Below are 17,622 nucleotides of genomic sequence, written 5' to 3'. Positions count from 1 at the left end.
CCTCCCACCCTACGGTTGGAGCCGCGTTGGGGCCGCGTTTGGGTAGGGTGGGTGGAGCCGTCAGGCGATACCCACCAATAGGCGGCTGTCCGGCGGCTTATGGCGTTGAATCCGTTTCCGCGTGGGTATCGCTACGCTCCTCCCACCCTACGATGGAGGGCGTGGGGCGTTTTAGGCGCAGCTGCCAAAGGCCTTCAGCTTGTCCACATCCACCAGCGTGATGTCGCGTCCGTCCACCTTGATCAGATCCGCCTCGATCAGCTGGTGCAACATGCGCGAGAAGGTTTCCGGGGTCAGGTTCAGCCGGGAGGCGATCAGGCTTTTATTCACCGGCAGCGAGACCTGCGGCGTGAGGCTGCCGCCGTCTTCCGGGAGGTGTTGCAGCAGATAGCCAATCACCCGCTGCAAGGAGCTTTCTATGGAGTAGCGCTCCACGTCCCGCACCAGGCCGTGCAGGCGCAGCGACAGGCCGGCCAGCAAGCGCCGGGCGAAGGCCGGGTCGTGGTCTATCGCTTGCAGGATGCCGGCCGCTTCCACCTTGAGCAGCATGCCGTCTTCCAGGAACTGGGCCATCACCGGGCAGGGCCGGCCCAGGAACATCACCGCCTCGGCAAAGCTTTGGCCGGGGTGGATGATTTCCATCACTTTTTCACTGCCCTGCGCCGAGGACAACGCCAGCTTCACCCGGCCGTACACCACCAGGAACATGCCGTCGCAGGGGTCGCCCTTCTGGAAAATCACCTGGCCCTTGAGGCCGCGCAGTTCTTGGGTGTGCGGCACCAGCGCCTGGATCTGTTCCGGGGACAATTGCTGGAACAGCGGCTGGTGGCGCAGGAAGGATGGAATGTCCAGATGGCTCATGACGGTGTGGCTCGATAATGGCGGAGGCTTACACTATAAAAGCGCGCTCCGCCAAGGGCCATGGGCCATTGGCAGCAGCGGCCTAGTTCGATGTGATTAGAACCTGTTTACGATCTGCTGCGCGTCGTGGAGCGTTACACGGTAAGTACGCCCTCAAAATGCTCATGTACCACTCGTACATTCCGCTTTTTCGATCGTTTTCGCCTTGTCTCGCTCTTGCTCGCGAGATCGTAAACACGTTCTTAGAAAAAATCTCGCCGGCAGCTGCAATATGTTGAAGCGTTGCATGGATAGGTGGAAAACCGCGTATTCGACGTTTTGAACCATCCCCCCTCTCAAAGAGATCGTAAACAGGCTCTACGGCGCTCGCCTCAATGTTGGGCCGCCCGGCTCCACGGCGTCAGCTCCGGCCGCGCGTGGCGGCCCGGCTCCACGCCGATTTCCGCATCGCTCAGATAACAGGCCGGGTCCGCCGCCCAGAAGTCTCCGCTCAGTTCCCAGGCGCGCACCCGGGTGTTGCCGTTGCAGATGTCCAGGTGGCCGCAAGCGCCGCAGCGGCCGGCCACCGGGCGCGGGGATTGGCGCAGGCCGCTCATCAGCGGGTGTTGCGGCTGTTGCCATATCGCGGAAAACGGCCGTTCCCGCACATTGCCCAGCGTCACTTTCCACCACATGGTGTCCGGGTGGACGTTGCCCAGGTTGTCGATATTGGCGATGTGGACGCCGCTGGCGTTGCCGCCCCAGCGCCGCAGCGCCCGCAGCAGGGTGTCGGCGCGCTCCGGATAATGCCGGCGCGCCCAGTGCAGCAGGTAGACGCCGTCCGCGTCGTTGTTGCCGGTGACGAAGTCCCGCGGCCGGCCGGCGTCCAGCTGGGCCAGCGCTTGCTGGATCAGCAGCTCCAGCGCCCAGCGGCTGCGGGCGTGGCGGGCGTCGTCCGCGCGGTGCTTGTTGCCGCGTCCGGCGTAGTTGAGGTGGGAGAAGTAGAACTTGTCGATGTCTTCGTCCGCCATCAGTTGCAGCAGCGCAGGCAGGTCCGCGGCGTTGTCTTCGGTCATGGTGTAGCGGATGCCCACTTTGAGGCCGGCGTCGCGCGCCAGCCGCAGGCCGCGCAGCGCCAGTTCAAAGCCGCCGTCCAGCCGCCGGAAGCGGTCGTGGGTGGCGCCGATGCCGTCCAGGCTGACGCCCACGTAGTCGAAACCGATGTCGGCCAAGACGGCGACCTGGTCTGGGTCCATCAGGGTGCCGTTGCTGGACAGGCCGATATAGAAGCCCAGCGCCTTGGCGCGCCGGGCGATGGCCGGCAGGTCCGGCCGCAGCAGCGGTTCGCCGCCGGACAGGATCAGCACGCGCACGCCGTAGGCGTGGAGGTCGTCCAGCACCGCATAGGCTTCGTCGGTGTTCAGTTCGCCGGCGAAGTCGCGGTTGGCGGAGGTGGAGTAGCAGTGCTGGCAGGTGAGGTTGCAGCGGCGGATCAGGTTCCAGATCACCACCGGGGCTTGCGGCCCGGCGGGCATGGCGCGCCCTGGCGGCGGGACTGCCGCCGGTTCGCGCAGCAGGCGCAGGTATTGGGTCAGTCGCAACATGGCCGGCTCCGTCGCGGGAAGATGGCTCAGTGTGCGGCCGGGGGCAGCGGCGGCTCCTTGATGCGGGTCAATGGAATCCGCAGCACCTCAGAACCTGTTTACGATCTGCTACGCGTTGGCGATACAGCGTTGAAACCGGCTTCGAAATGCTCATGTACCACGCGTACATTCCGCTTTCTCAGCCGTTTTCGCCTTGTCTCGCCCTAGCTCGCGAGATCGTAAATACGTTCTCAAAGCCTCAAGCCCGTTTTCTTCAAAATCCGGCTGGAAAACAGCACTTCGTGGCCGCGGCAGGCCTCGCCCAGCAAGGCGCGCGCGTCGTCCACCGCGGCCAGCACCGCCGGCCGCTCGCTGCCGTGCAGCATGGCGAACAGGTTGTACGGCCAGCCCGGCCGGCGCGGTCGGCGGTAGCAATGGCTGACCGCGTCCAGGCCGCCCAGTTGCGCGCCCAGCGCGTCCACCTGTTCGTCGGCCACGTCGAACACCGCCATGCCGTTGGCCCGGTAGCCGATGGCGTAATGGTTGGGCACCGCGCCGATGCGGCGCACCACGCCCTGCTCCAGCCAGCGCGCCAGCCGCGCCGTCACTTCGGCCTCCGCCCAGCCCAGCCGCCGCGCAATGTCGCGGTAGGGCTGCCGGCACAGCGGCAGGCCGGCCTGGGTGGCGCGGATCAGCTTCCGGTCGTCCTCGCTCAGCGCGGCCGGTTCGCCCGTGCGCCGCGCGCCGGCGGCCGCGCCCACCGGGGCCGCGCCGCCCACCTGAAAACGCATGCCCACAAAGTATTCCCGCTCTTTGGGAAACAGGTTCACTTCCAGGCCGGTCACCAGTTCGATGCCACGCCGGGCGGCGTCGATGGCGGCGGCGCTGTCCGCGGCCAGCACAAACCACATATTCAGCCGGTGTTCGCGGCGGTAGTTGTGCGCCACCGCGGGCAGCGCGTTGACGGCGGCGGCCACCTCGTCGAAGCGCGCTTCCGGCGCGGCCAAGGCGGCCAGCACAAAGCGGCCGCCCAGGCGTTCTATCTGGTACATCGGCCCAAAGCGGCTGAGCACGCCGGCGTGCAACAGTTGGCGCAAGCGCCGGATCAGGCCGTCTTCGCCCAGGCCCAGGCTGCGCCCGGCCGCCGCGTAGGGGCGCGACACCAGCGGGAAGCCGCCTTGCAGCCGGTCTATCAGCCGCGCGTCCAAGGCGTCCAGCGTGTCCAGCATTGCCAACGCTTCAGGCGTATCCATAACAGGCTCCGGTTTGTTTGTAGCGCCGGGTGGAGCGCAGCACCGCCTGCGGCAGCCGTTCCAGGCCGTGCCGGCGACGGATGTCCGCCAGCGCGGCGTCCAGGCTCTGCGCGTCGCGGGCGTGGACCATGGTGAACAGTTGGTAGGGCCAGTCCGGCGGACGCGGCGGACGTTCGTAGCACAGGGTGACGGCCGGCTCCGCCGCCAGCGCCAGCGCCACGCGCTCGCGTTCGGCGTCGTCGTCTATCCGCCACACCCACATGGCGTTGGCGCGGTAGCCCAGTTCCTGGTGGCGCACCACCATGCCGAAGCGGCGGATGACGCCTTGCTGCCGCCAGTGGGCGATTTGCGCCAGGGTCTGGGCCTCGCTCAGCGCGCATTGCGCGCCCAGCGCTTGATAAGGCCGCGGGGTCAGCGGCAAGCCCGGCGACAGCGCCGCCAGCAGCCGCTGGCGCTGGCCGGCGGACAGGCCGGGGTCGTCCGCCGCCGCCGGCGCTTCCGCCGCCGCGGCGGACTCCGCCAGGAAGGAAAAGCCCAGGTCGATGTGGTATTCCCGCAGCAGCGGCAGGTCCAGCGGCGGGATGCCGGTGGCCAGGCGGATGCGGCTCAGCGCCGCGGCCACGCCGGCCGATGAGGCGGCGGCCACGACGAACCACAGATTGTAATGATGGTCCCGCCGGTAGTTGTGGTTGACCTCGCGCTGGCGGCTGACGAAGGCGGCCACTTCTTCCAGCCGCTCCGCCGGCGCCGCCATCGCGGCCAGGGTGCTGTTGCCCACGGTGTTGGGCGCGAACACCGCGCCGACGCGGGCCAGCAGGCCGGCCGCCTGGGCGTCTTGCAGCGCGGCCAGCAGCCGGGCTTCGCTCCAGCCTTCCTCCATGCCGGCGGCGAGCGCGGCGAAGGGGCGCGGCAGCAGCGGAAAGCCGCGCTGGCTGCCGTTGATCAGCCGCAGCAGGGCCGGATCGGCGTCTGAAATAACCATGGCTACATCCCGATGCGGCTGGCGCGCCAGCTGAAGAAGATGCCGGACGGGCTTTGCGCCGGCAGTTCGCGCAGCACTTTGAGGCTGGCGGTGTCCACCACCACCAGCTTGTCTTCGTCGCGGCTGGACAGCCACACCGCGTCGCCGCGCGGGGTGAACTCCATGTGCAGGATGGCCTTGCCCGGCTTCAGGGTGGCGATCACGCTGCGCGTGGGCACGTCGATGACTTGCACCTTGTCGTTGTCCGGGAAGGCGAAGTTGACCCAGACCCGCCGCCCGGACGGTTCCGCCATCACGAACACCGGCTGGCCCAGCACCGGTATGGCGGCCTGTTGCGTCCAGCTGCGGTTGTCCGCCAGCAGCACTTCGTGGCGGCCGATGGCGGGCAGGAAGGCGTAATCGCCGGCCAGCGCCCAGCCGCGCAGATGCGGCATCTTGTACACCGGCAGCGGCTGTTGGCCGCGGCCGTAGCCGGCCAGGATGCGGCGCACGCCTTGTTCCGGCCGCCAGGTGTCCAGCAGGGACAGGCCGTCTTCGCCGTACAGCCCGGCCACGAAGTAGCGGCCGTCCATGCTGGCCAGGCCGTCGTAGGGGCGCTTGCCGGCGTCGCGGTAGCGGGTCAGTTTCGGCTGGGCCGGGTCCGCGGCGTCCAGCACATTGATTTCGTCGGCGTCGAACAGCGCGTAAACAAAGCGCCGGCCCGGCAGGTCCGCCAGGCCCACCACGCGCGAGGGCTTGCCGTCCGCGCCCGGCGCGGCGGGCACCGAGGCCAGCGGCGCCAGCGTGGCGGCGTCGAACAGGCGCACGCCGCCCGGCTGGTAGTTTTGCGCGGCCAGCACGCGGCCGTCCGAGGAGATGGCGCCGCCTATGCTGTTGCCGGCCTGCACCACGCGCCGTTCCAGCCGCCGGCGCAACAGATCCACCTTGCTGATGGCGCCGTCGCGGCCAAACACGTAGGCGTAACGCGCGTCGCGCGAGAACACCACCGAGGCGTGGGACAGATCGCCCAGCCCTTCCACCCGGCCCAGGCTTTCCGCGCGGGTGTTGTCCACCACTTGCACGCTGCCGCTGGCGCGTTCTATCACCACGCCCAGGTCACCGGTGCCGCGCGGCGCGGCGCAGCCGCCCAGCAGCGCGGCCAAGGCCGGGATCAGGGCGGCGCGCCCTGCTTTAACCAGTAAACCAGCCATATCGCTTCTTCTTCCGTCAGAAAAGGCCGCCAAGGCGGCATCGGGGTGCCGGGCCGGCCGGCCAGGATCACGGCGGCCAGGCCGGCGTCCGGTTTGTCCTTGAGCGCCTCCGGCGTCAGCGGGCTGCCCAGGCCGCCGCGCAGGCTCAGGCCGTGGCAGGCGCCGCAGTCCTGACGCGCCAGGTGGCGCAGCTGGGCCGCCCGCTCCGGCGCGGGGGCCGCCGGCGCGGCGACGGCGGCGCCGCAGAGTAGCAGCAAGGCCGCCGCCGCGCCGCGGATCAGCGGTTCAGGATCCATTGCACCATGGCCTTGAGTTCGGCGTCCGGCACTTGCGGGTTGGGCGACATCGGCACCGGGCCGAAGCTGCCGGAGCCGCCCTTTTTCACCTTGTCCATCAGCTTGACGGCGGCGTCCTGCCCCTTGTACTTGGCGGCCACCTGCTGGTAGGACGGCCCCACCAGCTTGGCGTCCAGCGCGTGGCAGGCCAGGCAGTTGTGCTGCTTGAGCAGCGCTTCCGGCGCGGCGGCCGCGGCCGGCAGCGCGTGCAGCGCCAGGGCGGCGCAGGCCAGGATCAGGCTTGTTTTCATTGCGTTCTCCTCCGCCCGCCGGGGCTGGCCCGGCAGGCGCGCTGGCGGGGTCAGTAGATGTCGTGCTGGGTGTTGTAGACGTTGAATTTGCCGGTGGGGGTGACCAGGCGCGGGTCCTTGATCACGGCCTTGAGCTTGCGGGTTTTGTCGTCCACCACCACGATGGCGGATTGCTTGTCCTTGGCGCTCCAGACCGAGAACCAGACTTCATCGCCGGCCTTGTTGAATTCCGGCTGCAACACGCGTTTGGCGCCGTCGCTCAGGCCGGACCATTCGCCTATCGGCAGCATGGAGAAGCCCTTGTCCAGGTGCTTGATGTCGAACACCGCCACGCTCTGGCTGAGCTTGGCGTCCGGGTTGAACACGGTGTCCACCCACAGATTGGCGGATTGCGGATGGGTCTTGATGAACAGCGAGCCGCCGCCCTGCCCTTTGAGCGTGCGCACCACTTTCCAGGCCTGGGCCTTGTGTTTTTCCGGATCGGTGCCCACCAGGCTGATGCTGTCGTCGCCCAGGTGGCTGGTGGCCCAGACCGGCCCGTATTGCGGGTCGGTGAAGTTGGCGCCGCGGCCGGGGTGCGGGGTTTTGCCCACGTCCACCAGCGCCGCCAGCTTGTCCAGCTTGGTGTCCACCACCGCCACTTTATTGGAGGCGTTGGCGGCCACCATGAAGTAGCGGCCGCTGGCGTCGAAGCCGCCGTCGTGCAGGAATTTGGCGGCGTCTATGGTGGTGGTCTTGAGGTTGGCCAGGTCGGAGTAATCCACCATCATGATCTTGCCGGTTTCCTTGGCGTTGACCACGAACTCCGGTTTGTAATGGCTGGCCACGATGGAGGCCACGCGCGGTTCCGGGTGGTATTCGTTGTCCACCGTCATGCCGCGGGTGCCGACGATTTTCAGCGGCTTGAGGCTGGCGCCGTCCATGATCACGTATTGCGGCGGCCAGTAAGCGCCGGCCACCGCCAGCTTGTCGTCGTAGCCGCGGTATTTGGAGGTTTCCACCGAGCGCGCTTCCAGGCCGATGCGGATTTCCGCCACGCTGTCCGGCTTGGCCATCCACAGGTCCACCAGGTTGATCTTGCCGTCGCGGCCGATCACGTACAGGTAGCGGCCGGATTTGGACAGCCGGGAGATGTGCACGGCGTAGCCGGTTTTGATCACGCTGACGATCTGTTTGCTGTGGCCGTCGATCAGCGCGATTTCGCCGGCGTCGCGCAGGGTGACGGAGAACAGGTTGGAGATGTCCAGCTGGTTCTCCTTGCGCCGCGGACGCTTGTCCACCGGCACTTGCACTTTCCAGGTGGCCAGCATGTCCTGCATGCCGAATTCCGGCGGGGTGGGCGGCTCTTGCTGCACGTAGCGCGCCATCAGGTCCACTTGCTGATCGTTGAATTCGCCGGAGGTGCCCCAGTTGGGCATGCCGGCCGGAGAGCCGTATTTGATGAAGGTTTTCAGGTATTCAGTGCCGCGCGCCAGGGTGATGTCCGGCGTCAGCGCCTTGCCGGTGGCGCCTTTGCGCAGCACGCCGTGACAGCCGGCGCAGCGTTCGAAGTAGATTTGCTTGCCGCGGGTGAATTCCGCCTCGGTCATCGGCGGGGCTTTGGCGTTGGCGTTCTGGTGCATCGCCTCGCCGGCGGGCGGGGCGGCGGTGTCCGCCCAGACGGGGGCCGCGGCCAGCGGCAACAGGGCGAGCAAGACGCTCTTGGTGAACAGGGACTGCTTCGGAGACTTCATGGTAGTGCTCCAGCGTTAGGAATAACCCTCAGAACCTGTTCAAGGTCTGCTGCGCGTCGGCGATACCACGTTGAAACCGTCTTCGAAATGCTCATGTACCGCCTGTACATTCCGCTTTCTCAGCCGTTTTCGCCTTGTCTCGCTCTAGCTCGCGAGACTTTGAACAGGCTCTTATTGACGGCATGATCATCCCGGACGCATATGGACAGCCTTGATTCGAATCAACGCTTGCCGGAGCCGTCCTGTCCCGTGACCGGGGAATCCTCCAGGCCCCAGTCGCCGTATTGATACCAGTCGTCGCCCAGCACTTCCGCCGGATGTTGCGTGCGGCTGGAGCCGTTGCCGCATTGCAGGGAGTTGGCGGGGCAATAGAGATCGCAGCCCCAGCAGATGCGTTCGGGGTGGGCGGGGTGCAGCGGGAATTTTTTGGCCATGGAATCCTTCTGTGTTCGCGATGTTCATCATTTTCGAATCCGCTTCGCGGATGATGATTTAGGGCCGGTTCCGCCCGGCAAACGGAAAGGGAGATTTGCGCGGCCAAATCTCCCTTTACCCTAAAGGCCGCCCTGCAAGCCTGGCCTTCGGCTTCCCGCCGGGGCCCATCAGGCCCGAGGCGCGGCTGAACTCGCACCGCGCTAACGTCGCGGTGCTCGAACAAGCAGCCGCTTAAAACCTCGGGCCTGCCACCCATCGGCAGGCTTGAAGGGAGCAGGGGCGCGTCGAATTCGTATTTGCCTGCGTCTCTTAACCCGCCCCTCGGGAACGTGAAAAAGAAACGGAACCATGCCATGCATAGCGCAGACGGACTTGGCGCGACATCAAACAAAGGCCATTCAACCGACTAGAGCGGCTAACAAAATCCCTGAGGCAAGGCGCGCCGACGCAGACAGTACATTGAGTACGGCAAGTCGGCGCAACGCAGCATCAGGGGTTTTGTTTGCCGCGTTCATGCGGTAAGGCTGGCATACAGCCTGGTCAACGCCTGCGGCAACCGCTCCGCCTGCCTCACCAGCGCATAACCATTGCGGCCGAACAAATGCGGCAGGTAGTCGCCCGCCTCCCGGTCTATGGTCACGCAGAACGGGGTCAGGCCGGCGCGGCGGGCTTCCAGCACCGCCTGGCGCGTGTCTTCTATGCCGTAACGGCCTTCGTAATGGTCCAGATCGTTGGGCTTGCCGTCCGAGATCAGCAACAGCAGACGCCGCTGCGCCGGCCGCTCGCTCAGGATGCGGGTGCACTGGCGGATGGCCGCGCCCATGCGGGTGTAGTAGCCGGGCCGGATGGCGAGGATGCGGCCGCGGGCGGCGTCGTCGTAACGGTCGGCAAAGTCTTTGAGGATCTGCAAGCGCACTTCCTGCCGCCGCAGCGAGGAAAAGCCGTACAGGCCGAAGTCGTCGCCGCTGGCGGCCAGCGCCTCGGCGAACAGCAGCAGGCTGTCGCGGATCACGTCGATCACCCGGCCGGTTTCGCCCAGCCAGCTTTCGGTGGACAGCGACAGGTCGGCCAGGGTCAGGCAGGCCAGGCTGCGCTCGCCCGGCGGCCAGTCCTGGTACAGCGCCGGCTCGCTGAGCGCCGCGCCGCCGCGCCGTTCCGCAAGGAAGCGGATCAGCCGGTCCAGGTCGATGTCCGGCCCTGCGGTTTCGCCGCTGCGCCGGCGGCGCTCCGGCGCCAGCGCCTGGAATTGCCGCCGCAGCCGGCGCGCCAGCGGCTGCAAGCGTTCCGGCAACGGCGCCGGCGCGGCGTCGCGCGGCAGCATCGGCCGCAGCAGGCAGTGGTCCTCCACCAGGCATTGCCGCTTCCAGTGCCATTCCGGCAGCTTGATGCCCGGCCCCAGCGGGGTGTCGTCGTAGGCGGCGGCCGGCAGGTCCAGATCGAAGCGCAGCCGGCTGCCGCGGGTATGGGCGTCCTGGCCCAGGGTCAGCCGGTTCATGTCTTCGGCGGCGATTTCGCCGTTGCCGTCATCGTCGTCGTCGTTGTGGCGGTTGACCTTGACGTATTCGTCCCAGGTGAACAGGCTTTCCGCGCGGAACACCATCAGCATGCCGTTCTTGCGCTTGTCCTGTTCCATGCGCCGGGCGCGGTAGCGGCGGCGCTGGCGCTGGGCGTCCTTGCCGCCGCCGCGTTCGCCGTCGGCATGGCGGCTGCCCTGCCCTTCGGCCTCCGTCAGCGGCGGTTCCGGATGCAGCCATAGCGGCACCGGCTGCGGCGGCCGGCTCAACGGCGGCAGCGTCACCGCCTGTTCCGGCCGGCTCAACGCCGCCTGGATCGCGCGCTCCACCGCGGCTTCCGCCTGCGGCAGGCCTGCGGGCTTCGGCCGCTGCGCCAAGGCGGCCGCCGCCAGCCGACGGTAAACGGCGGCCAGGCCCGGCATGTCCGCCAAGGCGCGCGCCGCGGCCAGGCGGTTGCGGCTCAGCCAGTCGCCGTCGCTGTCGGCCGCGTAGGCGGCCTGGGCCAGCAGCCAGAAGTAGCAGTCGCGGTTGAGGGCGACGCTGGGAAAGCAGTCGATACGCTCGGGCAGATAGAGCGCCTGGCTGTCCCGCCAGGCCAGCTCCATCCGCACGCCGGTGCCGGCCAGCCGTTGCAGCCAACCGCGGCGCGCGCCGTGTTCGGTGCCCACGGTGGTGCGCAGCGCCAGCGCCGGGTCGCCGCCCATGGCGCGGAAGAACAGCGGCGCTTGCGCCGTCACTTGCGCCAGCTCCGCCGCGTATTCCGGAAAGCCGCGCCGCGCCACGCGCCGCGCCAGTTTGTCCCACCAGCCGCCGACAATGTCTTCCATGCCGCTCAGCCGGGGAATTGGGTCTGGATCACCGCCAGCAGCGCCGCCACGGTGTCGGCGTCGTCGCTCAGCGGTTCCGCCAGCGCGGTGCGGCAGGCTTGCCAGGGCGGCAGGCCGGCCTGGATCAGTTTGGCGGCATACACCAGCAGCCGCGTGCTGGCGGCTTCTTCCAGGTCGTAGCCGGACAAGCGCCGCAGCTGACCGGCCAGCGTCACCAGTTGGCGCGCCAGCGCTTCGCCTATTCCGCTTTCCAGCATCAGCACGCCGATTTCCACTTCCGGCGGCGGAAAATCGAAGCTCATGGCGACAAAACGCTGGCGGGTGCTGGGCTTCAGCGTTTTCAGCACGTGCTGGTAGCCGGGGTTGTAGGACACCACCAGCATGAAGCCAGGCGGCGCTTGCAGCACTTCGCCGGTGCGTTCCACCGGCAGGATGCGGCGGTCGTCGGTCAGCGGGTGCAGCACCACGGTGGTGTCTTTGCGCGCTTCCACCACTTCGTCCAGGTAGCAGATGCCGCCTATCCGCACCGCGCGGGTCAGCGGGCCGTCGCACCAGACGGTGGCACCGTCGGCGATCAGGTGGCGGCCCACCAGATCGGCGGCGCTCAGGTCGTCGTGGCAGGAGACGGTGATCAACGGCAGGCCGAGCCGCGCCGCCATATGGGCGACGAAGCGGGTCTTGCCGCAGCCGGTGGGCCCCTTGATCAGCACCGGCAGTTGCTGGCGCCAGGCGGCTTCAAACAGCTCGCACTCGGCGCCTTGCGGCTGATAGAAGGGGACGGGGATAGTCAGGAGTTCAGGCGCGTTCATCGGCGTTCCTTCAGATAAAGCTGAGCAGCAGCGCGGCCGACACCAGCGCCAGCCAGCCCTGCACCAGCGCGCGCAGCCAGCGAGGCGCGTCGCGCAAGCCCATATAGCGCTCCACCAGCAACACGCCCTTGAGCCAGGCCAGGCCCAGCGCGATCAGCGCCAGATGCGGCGGCCGGCCGCCTTCGGCCAGCCAGGCGGCCAGCAGGGTCAGCCCGGACAACAACAGCCACAGACCGGTTTGCGCGAGAGGAGTGGGATGAGTCATGAGGGCATGATGCCGATGCGGCGCGGCGGCCGCCTTGATGCGAAATAAGGCTTTGCGCGGGCGTCTATCTCGCCACGTAGACCAGGGCGAACAACAGCAACCACACCAGATCCACCATATGCCAGTAGGCGGCGGCGGTTTCCACCTCGTCCATCGATCCCGGCTTGTAACGGCCGTCTCGGGCCAACCGCCACACCGCCGCCACGATCACCATGCCCAACACCACATGCAGGAAGTGAAACACCGTCAACGACAGGTAGAACATCCAGAAGTCGTTGCTGGACATGGTAATCCCTTGCAAGGCCTTGCCCACCAGCTCATAGCCTTTCAAACCGAGAAAGCCGCCGCCGGCCAGCAAGGTCAGCGCCAGCCAGCGCCGCCCGGCGCGTTGCCGGTCGGCGGAAAAGGCGCTGAGCGCGGCCAGCATGGCGGCGCTGCCGGCCAGCAGCAGCAGGGTGTTGAGCGTGGGCAGGCCCAGCTCCAGTTCGCCCTGCCCTGCCGCAAACAACGCCGGCTGTTGCCGGCGGGCCCAGGCGTAGGCCAGGAAGAACACGCCGAACACCGCCAGCTCGGCCAGGATGAAACACCACATCGCCAGATCGCCCGGCACGCGGCGCTCCGGCGGCGCGCTCAGCTCCATGCCAAGGCCTCCCGCGTCGCCATCCTTGCTTGCGCCACCCTCAATCCTCGCGCTTGCCGGTGACGAAGAAGCTGATCACGTACAACACCAGCCCGCAGAAGAAGCTGATGCCGAACACCCAGCGCCCCCAGTAGATGGGCATGATCCGTTCCTGTGTTTCCATGAAGGACAGCGGCGTGGCGGACATGCGCTGCAACCACACCTGGACCGCGCCGGCGGCGGTCAGGCACAAGGTGATGGCCACGATGGACAGGGTCATCACCCAAAACGCGGTTTTTTCCACCTTCTGCGCCTGCGCGCAATTGGCCTCGCGCCCGCGCAGCAGCGGCATGGTGTAGGAGATCATGGTCAGCACCACCATCACGTAAGCGCCGTAGAAGGCCATGTGGCCGTGGGAGGCGGTCACCTGGGTGCCGTGGGTGTAGTAGTTGACCACCGACAGCGTGCCGATGAAGCCCCACACCCCGGCGCCGAGGAAGGACATCACCCCGGTGCCCAGCGCCCACAAGGTGGCGGCCTGGTTGGGGTGTTCGCGGCGGCGGCGTTTGACCATATTGAAGGCGAACAGGGTCATCATGAAGAAGGGCACCGGTTCCAGCGCGGAAAAGATGGAGCCCCACAGCTGCCAGTAGGCCGGCACGCCTATCCAGAAATAATGGTGGCCGGTGCCGATGATGCCGGTGATCAGGGTCATGGCGATGATCAGGTACAGCCATTTCTCGATCACCTCGCGGTCCACCCCGGTCACTTTCACCAGCACGAAGGCCAGCATCGCGCCCATGATCAGTTCCCACACGCCTTCCACCCACAGGTGCACCACCCACCACCAGTAGTACTTGTCCAGCACCAGGTTGTCCGGGTTGACGAAGGAGAACAGGAAGAACACGGCCAGGCCCCACAGGCCCAGCATCATCACGATGCTGATGCTGGTCTTGCGGCCGGCCAGCAGGGTCATGGACAGGTTGTAGAGGAAGGACAACGCCACCAGCACGATGCCCACCTTGGTGATCAGCGGCTGTTCCAGATAGCCGCGGCCCATGGTGGGCAGCAGATCGTTGCCGGTGAGCCGGGCCAGTTCATGGTAGGGCAGGCCCAGGTAGCCGAGTATGGTCAGCGCGCCGGCCACCAGGAACACCCAGAAGGTGATGATGGCCAGCCGCGGGCTGTGCAGTTCGCGCTCGCTCTCCTCCGGGATCAGGTAGTAGCCGGCGCCCATGAAGCCGAACAGCAGCCAGACGATCAGCAGGTTGGTGTGCACCATGCGGGCGGTGCCGAAGGGCACGGCGGGAAACAGGAAATCGCCGATCACGTATTGCAGGCCGATGATCAGGCCAAACACGATCTGGCCGATGAACAGGCCGATGGCGGCGATGAAATAGGGTTTGGCCACGGCCTGCGAGCGGTAGCGCACCTGCGCGACGGCTGCGGTCGCGCCGCGCGGCGGCGTGGCCACGGTAGCGTTGCTCATTGTGTTCTCCAAAGATAAAGGGATGGGACGGGATCAGCCCTCGATATTGGGCGGCCAGTTATTGGTGTTGATCTGCGACGCGTACTTCAGGAAGGCCACCAGGTCGTCCAGCTCGGCCGGGTTCAGATGGAACTGCGGCATCTGGCGGCGGCCCGGCGCGTTGGTCGGCATCGCCTGCATCCAGCCCTTGATGAATTCCGGGCCACGGCGCACGTAGACGTTGCCCAGCTCCGGCCCGAAGTAAGCGCCCTCGCCCAGCAAGGTGTGGCAGCCGCCGCAACTGCGCGTCTCCCAGATCTTCTTGCCGCGCACCGCCTGCTCGGTGAGCTGGGCCTTGGCGTTATGGCTGGGCAGGGCCAGGGTGGTGTCCAGGGTCAGCCCCAGGAACAACAGGAAAAAGAAAACCGAGCCGCCGTAAAAAATATTGCGGGCGGTCGATTTGGTGAAGCTCGCGCTCATCATGTCCTCCTCGAATGCTTGCACCGCCGGCGCGGTACTCGGGCCGAACTGTACGGATTCGGGCATCCCGGGAGCATTGATTCGAATCAACGATTTCCGGCCGTCCGCCTTCCTACACTGGCGCCATCCGTCATCGCCAACCGCAAGGAGGCCGCCATGATCCGCCCCGTCACCCCTCTTCCCCGCGCCGGACTGAGCGCCGCCGCCCCGCCCTTTCCGCCCGGCAGCGTCGCGCTCTTGGGCGCCGGCCCCGGCTGCGCCGATCTGCTCACCGTGCGCGCCGCGCAGCGCCTGGCCCAGGCCGACGCGGTGCTGTACGACCACCTGATAGACGCCGAGATCCTGCAATTGGCGCCGCCCTCCGCCCGGCGCGTCTGCGTCGGCAAGCGCGCCAGCCGCCACACCTTGCCGCAGGCCGAAATCAACCAGTTGATGATCGCGCTGGCGCGCCAGGGCCTGCGCGTGGCGCGGCTGAAGGGCGGCGACCCCTTCATGTTCGGCCGCGGCGGCGAGGAGATGCGCGCGCTGCTGGCCGCCGGCATCCGCTGCGAGGCGGTGCCGGGCGTCAGCGCGGCGCTGGGCGCGGCGGCCAGTCTGGCGCTGCCGCTGACCCACCGCGACTACGCCCAGGGCTGCCGCTTCGTCACCGGCCACCGCCGCGAAGGCGCGTCGGCGCTGGCCTGGACCGCGGACAGCGGGCCGGACGAAACCGTGGTGGTCTATATGGGCTTGGGCGAGGCCGCCCATATCGCCGAGCAGTTGCTGAGCCACGGCCGCGCGCCGGACACGCCGGTGGCCATCGTCGAGCAGGCCTGTATGCCGGGCGAGCGCTGCGTCTGCGGCCGCTTGTCCGAGCTGGGCCGGCTGGCGGAGCAATACCGGCTGCGCGCGCCGGCGCTGTTGATCATAGGCGGCGTGGTGCGTCTGCATCAGGAGCTGGCGGCGCTGCGCGCGGCGCTGGGCCATGGTTTGGGATTCCTTGATCCCGGTCATTCTGCCGCCCCCGCCGCCGCGGCCATACTGCGCGCTCCATCCCACGAGTACACGCCATGAGCGCCATCGACACCCTTGTTGAGCAACACCGCGCCTGCGACGCGCGCTTCGCCGATTGCGAAACCGCGGCCCGCGCGCAGGACTGGGCCTTGGCCCTGAGCCATTTCCAGGCTTTCCGCCGGGAGATGGAAGCGCATTTCGCCGTTGAAGAAGACGCGCTGTTCCCGGCTTTCGAAGCCGCCAGCGGCAGCAGCATGGGGCCGACCCGCATCATGCGCATGGAGCATCAGGACATGCGGGATTTGCTGGAGGACATGGACGAGGCGCTGGCCGCGCAGCATCTGCAAGCTTTCCTGGGCCTGAACGACACCCTGCTCATCCTGATGCAGCAACACAATATGAAGGAAGAAAACGTGCTCTACCCCATGTGCGCGCAAGCGCTGCCGGAAATGGCGGAGTTGATTGCGGAGGGCGCGCAGCCATGACCCCGCAAGACCTGCGCCACCTGGCGCCGCCCGAACCTATGGAAATCATCCTGGACGCCGCCGAACAGATGCGGCCCGGCGACAGCCTCGCCTGGGTGCTGCCCCACCATCCCACCCCGCTGCTGCCCATGTTGGAAAAAGCCGGCCTGCTGTATCGCTTTGAACTGTCGGGGGATGGCGGCGTCGTGCTGATTCTGAGTCGGTGATGAGCCAGGCCTGGCTAGACTACCAACAGGCGCCGCCGCTGTGGCTGCCGCTGGCCCACATGCTGGCCGCGCCCTGCTGGCTGCTGGCGACGGCGGCCTTGTTGGTGGCGCTGCCGGACGGCGCGCCGTCGCGTTTCCAGCCTGAGGTGCTGGCGCTGACCCACGCGCTGGCGCTGGGCGTGCTGGGCAATGCGATGCTGGGGTCCCTGTGGCAGTTGCTCGCGGTGACGGCGGGGGTGCCGATTCCGCATCCGCGCCGGCTGCTGCTGGCTTGTTTTCTGCCCTTGCAGGCCGGCTGCGCGCTTCTGGTGGCCGGTTTCCAGCTGGGCCTGTCGCCGCTGTGGCTGCAGGCTGGCGCCGCGCTGCTGACGCCGGCCTTGCTGACGCCGGCGCTATTCGGCCTGCGCGGCTTGCTGCGCAGCCCGGCGCGGGACGCCGGCAGCCGGGGCCTGCGGCTGGCGCTGTGCGCGCTGGCCGTCGCCGCCTGTCTTGGCGCGGCCCTGGTCTTGTTGCTGGGCGGCCGCGTCGCGCTGCCCTTGGGTCCCTTGCTGGACAACCATGTGCTGTGGGCAGCGCTGGGCTGGCTCTTATTGCTGGTGCTGTCGGTGGCGCGCACGGTGATCCCGATGTTTCTGGTCACGCCGCCGCCGGCGACGGGGCGGCTGCCGCGGGAGACGTTGTTGTTCGGCCTGCTGTGCCTGAGCGGCGTCGCGCTGATCTGGGACGCGCCCGCCGTCGTCTCCGGCCTGCTGGCCGCCTTGGCGCTGTTGGTGCTGTGGCAGGGCCTGCGGCAGTTGAACGCCTTAAGGCGCAGCCAGCGCCGCGCCGACCCCCTGCGCCGCGGCTGGCAGGCCAGCCTGATCTGGATGACGGCGGCCGCGCCCTGCGCGCTCGCCGCGCGCCTGCTGCCGCTGTCGGAAGCGCCGCCCATGCTGGCCGGCTGGCTCTGGCTGGGCGGCTTCGGCCTGGGCGCGGTGCTGTCCATGCAGGGCAAGATCCTGCCCTTCCTCGCCTGGCTGGACCTGAAACAGCGCGGCCTGCCCAGGCGGCAATTGCCGGCCACCCATGAATTGCTGGGCGAGGCCTCCCACCGCCGGTTGCTGGGCCTGCACGGCGTCTGGGTCGGCTGCGGCCTGGCCTGGATCCTCGGCGGCTATCGCCTGCCGCTGTTCGCCGCCGCGCTGGGACTGGGGCTTTACTGGGCCGGGCTGGCGGCGGCCTTGTTGCGTCGCTATCTCGCCGGCCGGCGCGCCTTGGCCTGAGAACCTGTTTACGATCTGCTGCGCGTCGGCGATACGGCGTTGAAAACAGTTTCGAAATGCTCATGTACCACGCGTACATTCCGCTTTCTCAG

General features: G+C 67.7%; 19 protein-coding genes. 4 read left to right on the top strand and 15 right to left on the bottom strand.

What is annotated here, in order from left to right:
• Positions 1 to 171: 171 nt before the first annotated feature.
• The 15 genes from ACODSD_RS02005 to ACODSD_RS01935 form a co-directional block, all read right to left on the bottom strand.
• Positions 172 to 861 (bottom strand): Crp/Fnr family transcriptional regulator, encoded by a 690-nt coding sequence (locus ACODSD_RS02005; RefSeq protein ID WP_488876675.1) that lies wholly within the window; start codon positions 859 to 861, stop codon positions 172 to 174.
• A 371-nt stretch (positions 862 to 1,232) separates the two neighbouring features.
• Positions 1,233 to 2,444 carry a heme d1 biosynthesis radical SAM protein NirJ gene (nirJ, locus tag ACODSD_RS02000; protein WP_488876674.1) on the bottom strand — a complete coding sequence of 404 codons (1,212 nt, stop codon included), beginning with the start codon at positions 2,442 to 2,444 and terminating at the stop codon, positions 1,233 to 1,235.
• A 230-nt stretch (positions 2,445 to 2,674) separates the two neighbouring features.
• Positions 2,675 to 3,676: a siroheme decarboxylase subunit beta gene (gene ahbB / locus ACODSD_RS01995; RefSeq protein WP_488876673.1), complete on the bottom strand. Its 1,002-nt coding sequence runs from the start codon at positions 3,674 to 3,676 to the stop codon at positions 2,675 to 2,677.
• Complete coding sequence (gene ahbB, locus ACODSD_RS01990) at positions 3,663 to 4,658, bottom strand: siroheme decarboxylase subunit beta (RefSeq protein ID WP_488876672.1); 996 nt, start codon at positions 4,656 to 4,658, stop codon at positions 3,663 to 3,665. The genes ahbB (ACODSD_RS01995) and ahbB (ACODSD_RS01990) overlap by 14 nt, the downstream gene beginning before the upstream one ends.
• Positions 4,659 to 4,660: 2 nt before the next feature.
• On the bottom strand, positions 4,661 to 5,848 hold the full coding sequence (locus ACODSD_RS01985; protein WP_488876671.1) for a cytochrome D1 domain-containing protein: 1,188 nt from the start codon (positions 5,846 to 5,848) through the stop codon (positions 4,661 to 4,663).
• Positions 5,809 to 6,144: a c-type cytochrome gene (locus ACODSD_RS01980; protein WP_227105248.1), complete on the bottom strand. Its 336-nt coding sequence runs from the start codon at positions 6,142 to 6,144 to the stop codon at positions 5,809 to 5,811. Before ACODSD_RS01980 ends, ACODSD_RS01985 begins: the two co-directional genes overlap by 40 nt.
• Positions 6,126 to 6,434, bottom strand: a complete 309-nt coding sequence (locus tag ACODSD_RS01975) for a c-type cytochrome (RefSeq protein ID WP_107800710.1) — start codon at positions 6,432 to 6,434, stop codon at positions 6,126 to 6,128. The genes ACODSD_RS01980 and ACODSD_RS01975 overlap by 19 nt, the downstream gene beginning before the upstream one ends.
• Positions 6,435 to 6,484: 50 nt before the next feature.
• Positions 6,485 to 8,167, bottom strand: coding sequence for a nitrite reductase (locus tag ACODSD_RS01970; protein WP_107800711.1), 1,683 nt, complete (start codon positions 8,165 to 8,167; stop codon positions 6,485 to 6,487).
• 221 nt (positions 8,168 to 8,388) lie between these two features.
• On the bottom strand, positions 8,389 to 8,601 hold the full coding sequence (locus tag ACODSD_RS01965) for a DUF3079 domain-containing protein (protein ID WP_048410854.1): 213 nt from the start codon (positions 8,599 to 8,601) through the stop codon (positions 8,389 to 8,391).
• A 512-nt stretch (positions 8,602 to 9,113) separates the two neighbouring features.
• A complete protein-coding gene (locus ACODSD_RS01960) occupies positions 9,114 to 10,943 on the bottom strand; it encodes a nitric oxide reductase activation protein NorD (protein ID WP_488876670.1) in 1,830 nt (609 codons plus the stop codon).
• A gap of 5 nt (positions 10,944 to 10,948) precedes the next feature.
• The gene (locus tag ACODSD_RS01955; RefSeq protein WP_107800714.1) at positions 10,949 to 11,752 is read right to left on the bottom strand and encodes a CbbQ/NirQ/NorQ/GpvN family protein; all 804 of its coding nucleotides are present in this window, start codon (positions 11,750 to 11,752) and stop codon (positions 10,949 to 10,951) included.
• Between the two features lie 10 nt (positions 11,753 to 11,762).
• Positions 11,763 to 12,017, bottom strand: coding sequence for a cytochrome C oxidase subunit IV family protein (locus tag ACODSD_RS01950; protein ID WP_048414063.1), 255 nt, complete (start codon positions 12,015 to 12,017; stop codon positions 11,763 to 11,765).
• Between the two features lie 64 nt (positions 12,018 to 12,081).
• The gene (locus tag ACODSD_RS01945) at positions 12,082 to 12,657 is read right to left on the bottom strand and encodes a cytochrome c oxidase subunit 3 (RefSeq protein WP_488876669.1); all 576 of its coding nucleotides are present in this window, start codon (positions 12,655 to 12,657) and stop codon (positions 12,082 to 12,084) included.
• A gap of 40 nt (positions 12,658 to 12,697) precedes the next feature.
• On the bottom strand, positions 12,698 to 14,125 hold the full coding sequence (locus tag ACODSD_RS01940; protein WP_227105255.1) for a cbb3-type cytochrome c oxidase subunit I: 1,428 nt from the start codon (positions 14,123 to 14,125) through the stop codon (positions 12,698 to 12,700).
• Between the two features lie 33 nt (positions 14,126 to 14,158).
• On the bottom strand, positions 14,159 to 14,650 hold the full coding sequence (locus ACODSD_RS01935; RefSeq protein WP_269473792.1) for a c-type cytochrome: 492 nt from the start codon (positions 14,648 to 14,650) through the stop codon (positions 14,159 to 14,161).
• A 90-nt stretch (positions 14,651 to 14,740) separates the two neighbouring features.
• Between ACODSD_RS01935 and cobA the strand changes: the two genes are divergently transcribed.
• Genes cobA through ACODSD_RS01915 form a run of 4 tightly spaced genes read left to right on the top strand, consistent with a single transcriptional unit; the run spans position 14,741 to position 17,530 of the window.
• On the top strand, positions 14,741 to 15,637 hold the full coding sequence (gene cobA / locus ACODSD_RS01930) for a uroporphyrinogen-III C-methyltransferase (protein WP_227105256.1): 897 nt from the start codon (positions 14,741 to 14,743) through the stop codon (positions 15,635 to 15,637).
• Positions 15,634 to 16,062 (top strand): hemerythrin domain-containing protein, encoded by a 429-nt coding sequence (locus tag ACODSD_RS01925; RefSeq protein ID WP_048409437.1) that lies wholly within the window; start codon positions 15,634 to 15,636, stop codon positions 16,060 to 16,062. The genes cobA and ACODSD_RS01925 overlap by 4 nt, the downstream gene beginning before the upstream one ends.
• The gene (locus ACODSD_RS01920) at positions 16,059 to 16,268 is read left to right on the top strand and encodes a DUF2249 domain-containing protein (protein WP_488876668.1); all 210 of its coding nucleotides are present in this window, start codon (positions 16,059 to 16,061) and stop codon (positions 16,266 to 16,268) included. The genes ACODSD_RS01925 and ACODSD_RS01920 overlap by 4 nt, the downstream gene beginning before the upstream one ends.
• Positions 16,268 to 17,530: a hypothetical protein gene (locus ACODSD_RS01915; protein ID WP_488876667.1), complete on the top strand. Its 1,263-nt coding sequence runs from the start codon at positions 16,268 to 16,270 to the stop codon at positions 17,528 to 17,530. Before ACODSD_RS01920 ends, ACODSD_RS01915 begins: the two co-directional genes overlap by 1 nt.
• Positions 17,531 to 17,622: the final 92 nt, after the last annotated feature.

It is taken from the genome of Chromobacterium sp. FG22, from assembly GCF_057809415.1.
The sequence above is the reverse complement of the archived record's forward strand: the minus strand, read 5'-3'. Positions and strand labels throughout refer to the sequence as shown.